General features: G+C 37.1%; 11 protein-coding genes. All 11 read right to left on the reverse strand.

The features are described 5' to 3' along the window. Positions 1-107: 107 nt before the first annotated feature. Positions 108-464: a 30S ribosome-binding factor RbfA gene (rbfA, locus tag D569_RS0111800; RefSeq protein WP_018932628.1), complete on the reverse strand. Its 357-nt coding sequence runs from the start codon at positions 462-464 to the stop codon at positions 108-110. A gap of 26 nt (positions 465-490) precedes the next feature. Next, positions 491-769, reverse strand: a complete 279-nt coding sequence (locus D569_RS0111805) for a DUF503 domain-containing protein (protein WP_018932629.1) — start codon at positions 767-769, stop codon at positions 491-493. Next, positions 769-2,853 carry a translation initiation factor IF-2 gene (gene infB, locus D569_RS0111810; protein WP_018932630.1) on the reverse strand — a complete coding sequence of 695 codons (2,085 nt, stop codon included), beginning with the start codon at positions 2,851-2,853 and terminating at the stop codon, positions 769-771. Before infB ends, D569_RS0111805 begins: the two co-directional genes overlap by 1 nt. Before the next feature lie 4 nt (positions 2,854-2,857). Then, entirely contained in the window at positions 2,858-3,178 is a 321-nt protein-coding gene (locus D569_RS0111815; RefSeq protein ID WP_018932631.1) for a YlxQ family RNA-binding protein, read from the reverse strand. A 1-nt stretch (position 3,179) separates the two neighbouring features. Next, entirely contained in the window at positions 3,180-3,449 is a 270-nt protein-coding gene (gene rnpM / locus D569_RS0111820; RefSeq protein WP_018932632.1) for an RNase P modulator RnpM, read from the reverse strand. Positions 3,450-3,461: 12 nt separating this feature from the next. Beyond that, a complete protein-coding gene (gene nusA, locus D569_RS0111825) occupies positions 3,462-4,610 on the reverse strand; it encodes a transcription termination factor NusA (protein WP_018932633.1) in 1,149 nt (382 codons plus the stop codon). Between the two features lie 14 nt (positions 4,611-4,624). Next, on the reverse strand, positions 4,625-5,098 hold the full coding sequence (gene rimP / locus D569_RS0111830) for a ribosome maturation factor RimP (RefSeq protein WP_018932634.1): 474 nt from the start codon (positions 5,096-5,098) through the stop codon (positions 4,625-4,627). A gap of 546 nt (positions 5,099-5,644) precedes the next feature. Beyond that, positions 5,645-9,931, reverse strand: a complete 4,287-nt coding sequence (locus D569_RS0111835) for a PolC-type DNA polymerase III (RefSeq protein WP_018932635.1) — start codon at positions 9,929-9,931, stop codon at positions 5,645-5,647. A gap of 586 nt (positions 9,932-10,517) precedes the next feature. Further along, positions 10,518-12,218, reverse strand: a complete 1,701-nt coding sequence (locus tag D569_RS0111840; protein ID WP_018932636.1) for a proline--tRNA ligase — start codon at positions 12,216-12,218, stop codon at positions 10,518-10,520. A 52-nt stretch (positions 12,219-12,270) separates the two neighbouring features. Next, positions 12,271-13,527 (reverse strand): RIP metalloprotease RseP, encoded by a 1,257-nt coding sequence (rseP, locus tag D569_RS0111845; RefSeq protein WP_018932637.1) that lies wholly within the window; start codon positions 13,525-13,527, stop codon positions 12,271-12,273. A 30-nt stretch (positions 13,528-13,557) separates the two neighbouring features. Continuing rightward, complete coding sequence (dxr, locus tag D569_RS0111850) at positions 13,558-14,700, reverse strand: 1-deoxy-D-xylulose-5-phosphate reductoisomerase (protein WP_018932638.1); 1,143 nt, start codon at positions 14,698-14,700, stop codon at positions 13,558-13,560. Positions 14,701-14,713: the final 13 nt, after the last annotated feature.

The following is a 14,713-nucleotide window of genomic DNA, read 5'->3' on the forward strand; positions in this document are numbered from 1 at the left end:
CGGAAGAGAGCATATCCTTACTTAAGTTACTGCACAGTTTATGTATACTGTTTAATTTCGTTGTTTCAGTCAGAAAACCCTTGTTGAAAGACAAGGGTTTTCCATTCTTACTGTTCTTTTTCAGACTCGTTTAATTCTCTCAGGATATGCTCAATTCGGTTACCTCGTTCAATTGTATCGTCAAAGTCAAACATTAATTCAGGTGTCTTTCTTAACCTGATTCGTTTACCAATTTCTGAACGGATAAACCCTTTTGCTTTGGCAAGACCAATTAACGTATCTTGCCTTTTATTTTCATCCCCTAAAACCGAGATAAATACCTTTGCCTGCTGCAAGTCTCCGGTAACTTCTACATCTGTGATGGTAACAAATCCTACTCGAGGATCTTTGATTTTGCGGGATATGATATCACCAAGCTCTTTTTTCATTTGTTCGGCGACTCGATTAGAGCGTAGTTCCCCCATCTGTATCACCTCTTTCCTAGCTTACTTCATCTTATTTCAGTATTTGTAATAGTCCGTTCAATTTCCGTAAAGGAATCGAGTATACCTAGTGCTTGTTGGATAATTTGCTGACCAATTTCACTCGACTCCGAGACGGTGACTATTCCCAGTTTAGATCGTTGCCATAAGTCTTGATAATCCATTTCAGAGATGGCAATATTTAAATCTTTACTAAGACGATTTTTAATTCTTTTTAATACAGATCGTTTATCCTTTAACGAATGACATTCATACAAAAAGATTTCAACTTCTGCATAGGTAATCATTAAATTTCAATTTCCTCCATTACATATGCTTCGATTATATCGCCTTCTTTAATATCATTGTAGTTTTTAATCGTAATACCACATTCGTAATTTTGGGCAACTTCTTTGACATCATCTTTATAGCGTTTCAATGTATCAATTTCACCTTCATAGATGACTACACCATCACGAATTAAACGAACACCAGAATCTCTCGTGACTTTTCCATCTGTAACATAAGCTCCTGCTATCGTACCAATTTTGGACACTTTAAAGATTTCTCTTACTTCTACTTGACCAATTACTTTTTCTTGATATTCAGGGTCTAAGAGACCTTTCATAGCAGCTTCTACTTCTTCAATTGCTTTATAAATAACACGGTGAAGACGAATATCAACATTTTCAGATTCTGCTGCTTTTTTCGCGTTATTATCCGGTCGAACATTAAACCCAATAACAATAGCATTAGATGCTGAAGCGAGAATAATATCTGATTCTTTAATTGCGCCAACACCTGTGTGAATAATGTTGACTTTAACACCTTCTACATCAATTTTTTGCAATGATGCAGCTAATGCTTCGGCAGATCCTTGTACGTCTGCCTTAATAATCACATTAATGTCCTTGATATCACCTTGTTTAATTTGTTCGAATAAGTCATCCAAGCTGACACGAGATTGTGTACCACGTTTTTCTTCCAATTGTTTTTCTTGTCTCATTTCACCGATTTGTCGCGCTTGTTTTTCATCTTTAAATACAACAAATCGATCTCCTGCTAATGGCACATCATTAAGACCTGTAATCTCAACAGGTGTTGAAGGTCCAGCTGAGTTAATACGTTTACCTAGATCATTTACCATCGCACGAACACGACCAAACGTATTACCAACTACAATCGGATCTCCTACTTTTAGTGTACCATTTTGTACAAGTAATGATGCAACAGAACCTCGACCTTTATCCAATTGTGCTTCAATTACTGTACCATTAGCACGACGGTCTGGATTTGCTTTTAATTCTTCCACTTCTGCTACAAGGAGGATCATTTCTAACAAGTCATCGATTCCTTCTCCTTTTATCGCAGATAGTTGTACGAAGATCGTATCTCCACCCCAGTCTTCTGGGATTAATTCATATTCTGTTAATTCTTGCATTACACGATCCGGATTTGCGCCTTCTTTATCCATTTTGTTCACTGCTACAATTATTGGTACTTCCGCTGCCTTAGCATGGTTGATCGCTTCAACAGTTTGAGGCATGACACCATCATCAGCTGCTACTACTAAAATAGCAAGGTCTGTAATTTGAGCACCACGTGAACGCATGCTCGTAAATGCTGCGTGGCCCGGTGTGTCTAGGAAAGTTACTTTTTTATCGTTTTCTCTTACTTGGTATGCACCAATATGTTGAGTGATTCCGCCTGCTTCACCCTCTGTAACTTTCGTATGGCGAATAGAATCAAGTAAAGTAGTTTTCCCGTGGTCTACGTGCCCCATAATCGTTACAACTGGAGGACGTTCCTCTAATTTATCTGGATCATCTTCTTCAATATATGTTTCAAGGTCTGCTTTATCAATTTCAATTTCTTGTTCTACTTCTACTCCATATTCACCACAAATTAATTCTAAAGCATCTTCATCAAGGTCTTGGTTTTTCGTAGCCATAACCCCTAAAAACATAAGCTTTTTAATAATTTCATTTGTCTCTTTATTTAACTTTTCTGCCAGTTCTCCAACAGTTATAGAACCTGAGTAAGTTATTTTTTCAGGCTGTTGTGGTTGAGTATTAGTTGGCTTTTTAGCCTCTGGTTTGTTGTTTTTCTGATTGTTTTTCTGATTGTTTTTCTGATGTTTATTATTCTTTTTCTTGTTAGATTGTTGATTATTATTGGGCTTTGTGTTTTTGGATTGTTTATGACCCTGTGCCTTTTTTGGTTGCTCTTTTGGCTTTGGTTGAAAGCTTTGATCTAGCTTTGCTTTCATCTCATCAGAAATAGTAGACATGTGGTTGGAAACCGGAAGCTCTAATTCTTTTAGTTTATTAATAACTTCCTTACTGGTTTTATTTACTTGCTTAGCGTACTCATATACTCGTATTTTTGACATACGTTCACCCCCGAATATTTTCATCAAGTAATGCAATTAATTTCTTCGCAAATCCATTTTCATGAATGGAAATAGCTACACGACCTGATTTACCAACTGCTTGTGAAAGTGTTTCTCGATCGTCTACGAAGAAATACGGAATATGATAAAACGTACATTTATCTGTTAATTTCTTTCGAGTCTGATCGCCTATATCACTTGCAATTAATACAACTTTTGACTTTTTTGACTGAATTTCTTTGACAATGAGTTCTTCGCCAAACGTACATTTTCCAGCACGGTTGGCTAATCCAATTATATTAAGATAAGATTTATGATTGACCACATTATTCGCCTTCAATCTGTTTTCTTAATTCATCATATATTTCTTGTGGAATCTTGATTTCTAACTGTTTTTCTAGCGCACCATTTTTCTCTGCTTTGTCGATTACTTGTAAATCCTTTGACACATAAGCTCCTCGCCCATTTCTCTTGCCAGTAGGATCTACAAATACCTCACCTTCTTTGGTTTTCACCACTCGAATTAATGACCCTTTAGGCATCATTTCTTGAGTTACGACGCATTTTCTTAATGGTACCTTTCGTTTTTTAGCCATATGAATACCTCCTTACTTAAACAGATCTTCGTCCATATCTTCGTAGGATTCTTCATATTCCAAGCTATCCTCATATTCTAGGGCCTCTAGACTTTCTTCAATTTCTTCTTCTGAAATTAGGCCTTCTTCTTTTGCTTCAGATTCACTTTTAATATCAATTTTCCAACCTGTTAATTTGGCAGCCAATCTAGCATTTTGCCCTCGTTTACCAATCGCAAGTGATAATTGATAATCTGGAACGATTACAGTAGTTGCCTTTTCCTCTTCATCAACATTAACTTGGATCACCTTGGATGGGCTAAGTGCGTTGGATACGTAGACTACTGGGTCCTCAGACCATTCTACAATGTCAATTTTTTCTCCTTTTAATTCATCAACAATCGTTTGTACTCTTTGTCCTTTTTGACCAACACATGACCCTACTGGATCAATTTCTGGATCCTCCGCATGAACAGAGATTTTAGAACGATCTCCTGCTTCACGCGCAACAGATTTAACTTCAACGGTTCCATCATAAATCTCCGGTACTTCCATTTCAAATAATCGCTTCAATAAACCAGGATGTGTTCTGGATACAAAAATATTAGGTCCTTTATTCGTATTTTCCACTTTGGTTACAAACACTTTAATTCTGTCATGAACATGATATGTCTCGGTTGGCATACATTCCGATTCTGGCAATTTGGCCTCGACTTTACCTAAATTTACATAAATAAAACGACCGTCCATCCGCTGAATCGTACCATTCATAATGTCTTCTTCACGGTCAATATATTCATTGTAGATGATGCCTCGTTCTGCTTCTCGAACTCGCTGTGTTACCACTTGTTTTGCGGCTTGAGCAGCTATTCGACCAAAATCTCTTGGTGTTACTTCAATTTCTATTACATCACCAATCTCATATGCCGGATTAATATTATGTGCTTCTTCAAGCGAAATTTGTTGATTATGATCTTCTACCTCTTCTACAATTTCTTTTTGAGCAAACACACCCATCGTTCCAGCTTCCTCATTTAAATCCACTCTAACATTGGTTGCTGATTTAAAATTCTTTTTATAAGCAGAAATTAAGGCAGCTTCTAACGCTTCCATCAGAATCTCTTTGTTAATTCCTTTTTCCTTTTCTAAATAATTCATCGCATCGAACAATTCTCTGTTCACGAATTTCTCCCCCTTTAATCAAAAGTTACAGCTAGACGAGCTTTCGCAATTTTGGCAAATGGAATTTCCACTTCTTTTTGCACCGTTTTTTCTTTATATTGAATAGTTGCGTAACCATCCTTGAAGCCAACTAAATCTCCAGTGAATTCCTTTTCACCTGCAATCGGCTCATACAGTTTTACATAGACATGTTTTCCGATATGCTGTTTGAAATCAGCCTCTTTTTTTAATGGACGTTCTACGCCTGGTGAAGAAACTTCAAGGAAATATGCTTCATTAATAGGATCTTTCTCATCTAACTCGCTACTTAACCTTTCAGAAACTTGACCACACTCTTCAATATCTACACCGCCATCCTTATCGATGTATACGCGTAAAAACCAATTTGGTCCTTCTTTTTCATAGACAATATCTACAAGTTCTAAAGAAAGCTCATCTAATATGGGTTGAACTAGTTCTTCTGTTTGCTGCACTATCTTGTTTGCCATTCTGATACCTCCTCCACTGCGAATATGTTCTTTAAGATATATTTCCCATATTTATTAAACGATACACACATAAAGTGAGACTTCCCACAGTGAGTTTGTTGTCCTAGACTGAGAATTAGCAATCCTTATCAAAGTGTTAGACCTCACCTGATCCTCCCAAATTTTTTCGATTTATTAGACCTTGAAGCGAGTCATTTACGGACGATTAACACTGTGATAAAAGGGCTCTAATACAAATGTTGGGTGTTCATTATATTTATTTTTCCGATAAACGCTGTTCAAAAATTTAAAGTTGATAAATAATCTATGTAGCCCAACAAGTTTCATGGAACCATTCACATTTAGTGAAGTCGGAATGATAAATCCCTTGCCAATAATGGCAAGGGATTTATCAAAACCCTATATCGCTCTTTGTTGATACCTAAGAAGAAAGAGTGGGAAGGCCCACTCTTTCTGTCCGCATCAAATGAAATCTGTATAAAATATAGCATGAATGGCGGAATAATGCAAGAGATTTACTGGATTTATCCAATAAAAAGTTCCTTATTAAAACAGGGATAATTGATTTTTCTCTGCCATTCCGTCTAAACAACCATGTTGATCCAAGTATTCCAATACAGTTTTAGAAATACGGCTACGTTCTCTTAAATCTTCTTTTGATAAGAATTCTCCGTCTTCTCGTGCTTTCTCAATATTGATTGCTGCATTTGTTCCTAATCCATCAACTGCATTGAATGGAGGGATCAGACTGTCACCATCTACTAAAAACTCCGTTGCGGAAGAACGATAGAGGTCTACTTTTTGAAAATGGTAGCCTCGTTCACTCATTTCCAATGCTAATTCTAAAACAGTAAGTAAACTTTTTTCTTTAGGTGGCGCATCATTACCTTTATCCAGAATTTCTTTGATCCGTTTGCGCATTGCTTCTGACCCTTTGATCATCGTATCTAATTCAAAGTCATCAGCTCTTACAGTAAAATATGCTGCATAAAAATAAATTGGATAATGGACTTTAAAATAGGCTATTCGAATCGCCATTAATACATAGGCAGCAGCGTGTGCTTTCGGGAACATATATTTTATCTTTTTACAAGAATCGATATACCAATCTGGTACATCGTGTTTTTTCATTTCTTCGATCCACTCTGGCTCTAAGCCTTTCCCCTTACGTACAAACTCCATAATCTTAAAGGCAAGTGATGCCTCTAAGCCTTTGTGCATTAAATACACCATGATATCATCACGACAACCGATAACATCTGGTAATCCACAAATACCATTATTAATAAGTTCTTGAGCATTACCTAACCATACATCAGTCCCGTGACTTAGACCTGAGATGATAACTAACTCTGCAAATGTTTTCGGCTTGGTATCTTCGAGCATTTGGCGTACGAATCTTGTACCGAATTCAGGTACACCTAATGTTCCGGTCTTACACATAATTTGGTCTGGTGTTACACCTAACACTTCAGGACCGGAAAATATTTTCATTACTTCATCGTCATCAGTCGGTATTGTTTGTGGATCAATACCACTTAGATCTTGAAGCATGCGAATCATAGTCGGATCATCGTGTCCAAGGATATCAAGTTTCAACAAGTTATCATGAATCGAATGGAAATCAAAGTGTGTTGTCCGCCATTCCGAATTTCGATCATCTGCTGGATATTGAATCGGGGTAAAATCATAAATTTCTTTATCATCTGGTACAACAATGATACCACCAGGGTGTTGTCCCGTTGTCCGTTTAGCACCGGTACACCCTTTTACCAACCGGTCAACTTCTGCTTGTTTCAGCGTTAATTCTTTGTCACTTGCATACCCTTTAACATATCCATAAGCTGTTTTTTCGGCTACCGTACCAATTGTTCCTGCTCGGTATACATTATCTTCGCCAAAAAGAACTTTCGTATAATTGTGGGCACGTGGCTGGTATTCACCGGAAAAGTTCAAGTCAATATCTGGAACCTTGTCCCCTTTGAAGCCTAAGAAAGTTTCAAACGGAATATCTTGTCCATCTTTCTTCAATTCTGCATCGCATTTTGGACATTTCTTATCAGGCAAATCGAAACCACTACCGACTGAACCATCATTAAAAAATTCACTATACTTACATTCTGGACATACATAGTGAGGTGGTAATGGATTAACTTCTGTAATCTCGGTAAAAGTCGCGATTAATGAAGAACCGACAGATCCACGTGATCCTACTAAATAGCCATCATCTAATGATTTTTTTACTAGCTTTTGTGAAATTAAGTAAATAACCGCAAATCCATGGCCAATAATACTTTTTAGTTCCTTTTCTACCCGCTTCTCTACAATTTCCGGAATCGGTTCACCATAGACTGATTTAGCAAAGTTATAACTTAATTCGCGAATTTCTTCTTCAGCCCCATCAATATTTGGTGTATATAGATCTTCTTTTACTGGTTTAACCTCATCAATTTGATCGACAAGTGTATTTGGATTGGTGATTACAATTTCTTTTGCCTTTTCTTGTCCTAAAAACGAAAATGCATCCATCATCTCGTTCGTTGTACGAAAATACGTATTCGGTAAAGTTTGTCTGTTTAATGGATTACCACTTTGGGAAGCGATCAGTATTTGTCGGTAAACCATATCATTCTTTTCTAAATGATGGACATTTCCTGTAGCAACACAAGGTTTACCTAGTTCTTCAGCAAGTTGAACAATGTTGCGAATAATATCAAATAATTGCGCTTCATTCTGAACTAATTCTCGATCATAAAGATGCACAAAATTTTCAGGAGGTTGAACCTCGATAAAATCATAGAACTGCGCAACCTTCTCAGCTTGTTCTTTTGATTTTTGCATCATCGTTTCGAATACTTCACCTTGGTCACATGCCGTACCTACTAAAATACCTTCGCGATATTGTTGTAATTTAGACCGAGGTATACGTGGAACACGGTAGAAATAATCAATGTGTGCTAACGAAACCAATTTATAAATATTTTTCAACCCTTCTTGATCTACAGCTAATAATGTAGCATGGAAAGGGCGAGAACGTTGATAAGCATTGCCTTCTCCCATATGCTGATTATATTGGTTATGATTCACAATACCTCGCTCAATAGACAGTTTAACAAACTTCCATAATAAATAACCCGTTGCTTCTGCATCATAAATCGCACGGTGATGTTGGGTAAGCTCGATATCAAGCTTCTTACACAACGTATTTAAACGGTGATTCTTTAATTCAGGGAACAGTAGACGAGCTAATTCCAACGTGTCAATAACAGGATTATTTGCTTCTTCATAACCAATACGCTTAAATCCGGTATTTAAGAATCCCATATCAAAATCAGCATTATGTGCTACTAAAACAGCGTCTCCCATCCATTCATGAAATTCTTTTAATACTTCTTCCACTTCTGGCGCATCTTTTACCATGTCATCTGTTATACCAGTTAGATTAGTAGTAGTTTCGGATAATGGGTGGTGCGGATTAGCAAAAGATTCATAACGATCAATTATTTCTCCATTATGGACTTTAACGGCAGCGAGTTCGATAATGGTATCATATATTGCCGATAATCCTGTCGTCTCCACGTCAAATACAACATACGTATCTTCTGCTAAGACACGGTCTGATTCATTATAGGCAATTGGTACACCGTCATCGACAATGTTTGCTTCCACACCATACACAACTTTCACACCATGTTTTTGTCCAGCAGCATATGCTTCTGGATAAGCTTGAGCTACGGCATGATCTGTAATGGCAATTGCTTTATGTCCCCATTTACTAGCTTGTTCAATCAATTTCGAAGCGGCCACAACGGAATCCATTTGACTCATTAATGTATGTGCGTGTAATTCAACTCGTTTTTCATCATCATAACCATGATCTTCTCTAGTAATCGAAGCTACCTCTTGGATATCTTTGGCCATCATTGTTAGTTCATTTGAGAAATTATCAGTCTGAACCATCCCTTTAGCCTTAATCCACATACCTTCTTTTAACTGTTTGAACTTCTCCGCATCTTGGTCACCTTTTGAGAACATTTTTATCTGAAAAGAATCGGTATAATCTGTTACTTTAAGTATTAATAAATGTCTACCAGAACGTAATTCTCTAATTTCAGCATCAAAAACAAACCCTTGAAAAATAATATTTTTCTCTTCTTCTACTACATCTTTCATTGGAATAGAATTTTCTTTGATAGGATATCCAAGCTGAACTGGACCTGATGGGCTTTCAGGTTTCGCTTCTTTTGCACGCTTTTCTTGTTCTTTAAAGGCTTCTTCTACTTTTTTACGATCTTCCATCGCCTTCGCCTGTTGGAATTTTTCAATTTCCTCTTGTTGTGCGGCTACTTCAAGTTGAATAAGTTGTTTTGGTAAACCAACTTTCATACAGAATTGATCAAATTGTGATTGAATAGTTTTACTCCACTGTGCCTCAATTTGATTACTCACAGTTAACATAATATTATTATCGTTAAATAGGGGTTTCTTATTTTCAAAGGTACGATATTTAGGAGATTCACTCATCAATTCTGATAGAAATATTTGCCAATAACGGAATCGCTCTTGTTCGTCTAACGCATGTTGATCCACTCTAATCGTCCATGAAACTTTAGCAATAGATGAAAAAGCATCAGTCAATTTCAAAATAAACGCTTGATATATATCAGCAGGGATCGTTTGTTCAAGGTGAAAATAGAAGTGCCATAATGGATTAGACCGATAAACCTCCAGCTTTTCAATAGCACCATTTTGAAAGTATTTATTTTTCATATCATCAGCAATACCAATCTGTTTCATTAGTAACTGAAATTTTTCCTGACTAGAGATACTCATCTTCGATCTCCTTTACCTATTAATCTTCCTATTATTTTATCATAAGACAAAACCAGTTCCATCCTCTCTCCTAAAAAACTCGTAACTGATACATACTGCGACTAGTGAAAATACTGTTTGTTCGAAACTAAATGCACAGTCACCTATGAGGTAATTTTGACATATATCGTGATCATAACCGCCACTCCGGCTGCCCACTTCCCTTTCCGTGGGGTTTGCCCTTCAGCTAACTTTTTCGAGCAAAAACCGCAGAAAAATTTTGTTACATGAGTTCATTTCTTTCTATAATCAGAGAACAAAAATAGCGTAGGCAGAATACGGAGACTCCTGTGGGACTCACGAGAGCTGAAGATCCACTTTGCAAAGTGGTTTTCTTTGCAAAGTTAGCTGAAGCCGAGCCCACGGAAAGCGCAGTATTCTGCCGGAGCGTATGGCAGCACTCATCAAAATTCAGTACGGAAGAGAGCAAATCCATGTCCAGTTACTTCGTAGTATATGTGTAAACTATAACATGTTTTATTGAATGGTTGTCTTTTGGTTAAATAGATAATTCCCTTGCCTGCGATGTTGAGACAAGGGAATGTAATTATTTTAGTAATGAATTGATTTTATCAATTAATTCTGACACGTGAAGATCTTCTTGCTCCCCGTTCTCTCTTAACTTGCACTCTACGTATCCTTCTGCAGCTTTTTTACCAACGGTTATTCTAACTGGCAATCCGATCAAATCACTATCAGCAAACTTAACACCAGGTCGTTCTTTTCGATCATCAAATAAAACGGAGATATTGTTTTCTTGCAGTTGTTCATAAATTTTCTCTGCTAGAACCTGCTGTTCCTGGTTTTTCGGATTTACTGCAATTAAATGGACATGATATGGCGTAATTTCTTTTGGCCATTTAATACCATTATCATCATGATATTGTTCTACAATTGCAGCTAGAGTCCGAGACACTCCAATACCATAACAACCCATTGTCATCGTTGCTTGTTTACCTTGTTCATTTAAATATTGTGCGCCTAATTTTTCTGCATAGAATTGACCTAATTTGAATATATGACCAACTTCAATTCCTTTAGCAAACTTAATCTTACCTTGACCATCTGGAGACGGATCCCCTTCTTGAATAAAACGAAGATCTTGATAGGAAGACACTTTAAAATCTCGATCTGGGTTTACATTTCGGTAATGCTTGTCATTCTTATTAGCACCGCAATAGCCATTACGAATAACGGAAACGGCATGGTCAGCAATAACTTCGATATCTTCAGGTACATCAATAGGTCCAACCGAGCCTACTTCTGTATTCAATAGTTGTTTTGTTTCATGCTCTGAAGCTAATTCTACATTAGTAGCAGCTAACGCATTCTTCAACTTAATATCATTGATTTCATGGTCACCACGAGATAAAACTAAAACAAATCGTTCATCTACTTTGAACAGTAAAGACTTAATCCCTTGTTCTAATGGTAGACCTAAAAATTCAGAGACTTCCACCATAGTTTTATAGCCCGGTGTATCAACCATTTCTAAATCCAGTGCAGCTTCATCACTCTGTTCATATGTAACATGGACCGGTGCCATTTCAATATTAGCGGCAAAATCAGAAGTATCGGAATATGCGATTGTATCTTCACCGATCTCTGATAATACCATAAATTCATGCGTATCTTTACCACCCATTGCACCCGAATCAGCAATAACGGCTCGGAAATTCAAGCCACAACGAGTAAAAATGTTTGAATAGGCTTGATACATTTTTTGATAGGCTTCATCAAGACTTTCTTGATCGGTGTGGAACGTATAAGCATCTTTCATAATAAATTCTCGTCCTCTTAAAAGACCGAATCTTGGACGTTTTTCGTCACGGAATTTCGTTTGTATTTGGTACACATATAGAGGTAGTTTTTTATAACTTTTTACTTCATCACCAATAAGGCTTGTAACAACTTCCTCATGTGTTGCTCCAAGTGCAAACTCTCTTTCATGACGATCGTTTAGCCGCATCAATTCGGGCCCCATCGTATACCATCTTCCTGTTTCTTTCCACAGGTCAGATAGTTGCAGAGCTGGCATTAACATCTCGACAGCTCCTGCTTTTTCCATTTCTTCACGTACAATTTTCTCGACATTTTTTAATACTTTATTGCCCATTGGTAAAAAGCTATATACACCTGAAGCTGTTTGTCTAATAAATCCTGCACGGACTAACAACTGATGACTTTTAATCTCAGCATCAGCAGGTGTTTCCTTTAATGTAGGAATTAAAGTTTGACTTTGTCTCATCTTCTCAACTCACCTCGATAATTTCAATATTACCCGTATAGATTAGCTAACATCACAAAAACAGTCTCTGGATATCATTCCATGTAACGATGATCATCAGTAGCATCAATAATGCGAAGCCAATGAAATGAACAACACCCTCTTTTTGCGGATCGATCGGTTTACCTCGGACTGCTTCGAGCCCGACAAATAAGAGCCTTCCCCCATCTAATGCAGGTAACGGCAATAAATTAATAATTCCTAAATTAACACTTAATGCTGCTGTCCACATTAAAAAGTTCATAAAGCCTGTTTTGACAATTTGATCTGTAGCGTCGTATATTCCAACGGGTCCAGATAATACATCTATAGAGAATTGACCAGTTATCAACTTCCCTAAATTGGTTAAAATCATAGTTGACCACCGATATGTTTCTTCTAAACTATAAGGAATGCTTCGGACGAACGATTTCTCTGTCGCTTGAATTACACCTACTTGTCCAAAATCTCCCTCAGGTGATTCGATTAATGCCGGAGTGACTTCAAGTGGAACTTGTTGTTCGCCACGTAAAACAATCATTTCCAACGTTTCATTCGGACTTTCTTGGACAATTTCTTGAAATTCTTCCCATTTACTAATACTTTGACCTTCAATTTCAATAACTTTATCATCTGCTTGAAAACCAGCTTCTTGTGCAGGGCTATTATCTGCGACAGCCCCGACCTGCATCTCTTTTACTGGAACACCTTGTAAATTAGCTAACACAAGAAAGATTACTATTGAAAGTACAAAGTTCATGAATGGTCCTGCGAACAATTGTAAACCTCTTTGACCAACTGTTTTTGAGGAGAACTGACGATCGTATGGTGCGATTTGGGTTGCTTTCTCATCCATAATAAAGGATGCTTTTCTATTGACATGGAAGGAATACTTTTCATCTTCATTAATTTCATAGCCTTGAATGGTTAAAGCATGATCTAAATCAATATGCTCTACTTCAATCACAAAAGCATCGGGATGTTTCTCTTTATTGTTTACAATAATTTCTTTTACTTCGCCGTCATTATTAAAAGTTAAACCGATATGTTGACCTGGTTTAATATCAATGATTTCCGGGTCTTCGCCAGCAACTCGTACATATCCACCCATTGGTAATAGTCTTATGGTATATAACGTTTCGTTTTTTACCGTAGAGAATACTTTAGGTCCAAAACCAATTGCGAACTCCCGAACAAGCATCCCGGTCTTCTTAGCAACATAAAAGTGACCAAACTCATGAACAAATACAAGTAGTCCAAACATTAAAATAAAGGCAATAACAGTTGTCACTTAGGAGCACTCCTTCCCTCTAACACTTCCTTAATATTTTTCGTACGTTTTATTTCTTATTTCCTGATCGATCGCATTGATTGTTTCTAAATCAGGCTGTTCAACAAAACTATGGTTTTCCATAGCATTCTCGATTACTTGTTCAATCTCTAGAAAGGTAATCTTTTCATGCAAAAATAAATCTACTGCAGCTTCATTTGCCGCATTCAACACTGTAGGTAATGAACCACCTTTATTACCTGCATGATAAGCAAAAGCTAAACACGGAAATCGTTCCATATCCATTTTTGAAAAATGCAGTGCACTCATTTCTACTAAATCAAGGCTGTTGGATGATGACAGTGGCAATCTATCTGGATATGTTAGTGCATACTGAATAGGTACACGCATGTCAGGAGTTCCCAATTGAGCAATAATACTTTTATCAGCATATTCAACCATGGAATGGATAATACTTTCTTTATGCTGAATGACTTCTATTTTGTCGTAAGGTACATCAAATAGCCAATGCGCCTCAATGACTTCTAGCCCTTTGTTCATCATGGTAGCAGAATCAATCGTTATTTTAGCCCCCATACTCCAATTTGGGTGATTAAGAGCATCAGTCACTGTTACTCCTTGAAGCTGATCTCTCGTTTTATCACGGAAACTGCCACCTGAAGCCGTTAAAATGATTTTATTGATATCTTTGTGTGACTCGCCATTAAGTGCTTGAAAGATAGCCGAATGCTCACTATCTACAGGTAATAAGTTAACACCATACTGTTTAGCTGCTTTCATAACTAAGTGGCCTGCAGTAACCAATGTTTCTTTGTTAGCTATCGCAATTTGCTTTTTGTGTTTGATCGCTGTTAGAGTTGCCCCTAATCCAACACTACCCATTACTGCATTCACTAATACATCTGTTTCTGGATCAGCACTAACCTCTTCCATTCCTTCTTTCCCAACTAATACCGTGTTTTGATCAGTATTAATTAACAGTTCATTGCGGATTTTTTCATCTTGAACTACAACTTTTTCAGGTTTGAATTCCGCTATAATTTCTTTAGCCTTGTCTACATTTTTACCAAAAGCGATCCCATATAACCGAAACTGATGAGGATGCTCCCTCATAACATCTAATGTTTGTAAACCTATAGAACCTGTTGCTCCTAATAAAGTGATGTTTTTCATAACTGGTACTCCT

Origin of the sequence: Gracilibacillus lacisalsi DSM 19029, from assembly GCF_000377765.1 — a bacterium.
GTDB classification, from domain to species: Bacteria; Bacillota; Bacilli; order Bacillales; family Amphibacillaceae; genus Gracilibacillus; species Gracilibacillus lacisalsi.

What these genes read in the sequence shown, in the direction of transcription:
- rbfA (WP_018932628.1), bottom strand. Translation starts at nt 464, where the DNA reads ATGGGGGAACTACGCTCTAATCGAGTCGCCGAACAAATGAAAAAAGAG.
- D569_RS0111835 (WP_018932635.1), bottom strand. Translation starts at nt 9,931, where the DNA reads ATGAGTATCTCTAGTCAGGAAAAATTTCAGTTACTAATGAAACAGATT.
- rimP (WP_018932634.1), bottom strand. Translation starts at nt 5,098, where the DNA reads ATGGCAAACAAGATAGTGCAGCAAACAGAAGAACTAGTTCAACCCATA.
- dxr (WP_018932638.1), bottom strand. Translation starts at nt 14,700, where the DNA reads ATGAAAAACATCACTTTATTAGGAGCAACAGGTTCTATAGGTTTACAA.
- infB (WP_018932630.1), bottom strand. Translation starts at nt 2,853, where the DNA reads ATGTCAAAAATACGAGTATATGAGTACGCTAAGCAAGTAAATAAAACC.
- rnpM (WP_018932632.1), bottom strand. Translation starts at nt 3,449, where the DNA reads ATGGCTAAAAAACGAAAGGTACCATTAAGAAAATGCGTCGTAACTCAA.
- D569_RS0111805 (WP_018932629.1), bottom strand. Translation starts at nt 769, where the DNA reads ATGATTACCTATGCAGAAGTTGAAATCTTTTTGTATGAATGTCATTCG.
- D569_RS0111840 (WP_018932636.1), bottom strand. Translation starts at nt 12,218, where the DNA reads ATGAGACAAAGTCAAACTTTAATTCCTACATTAAAGGAAACACCTGCT.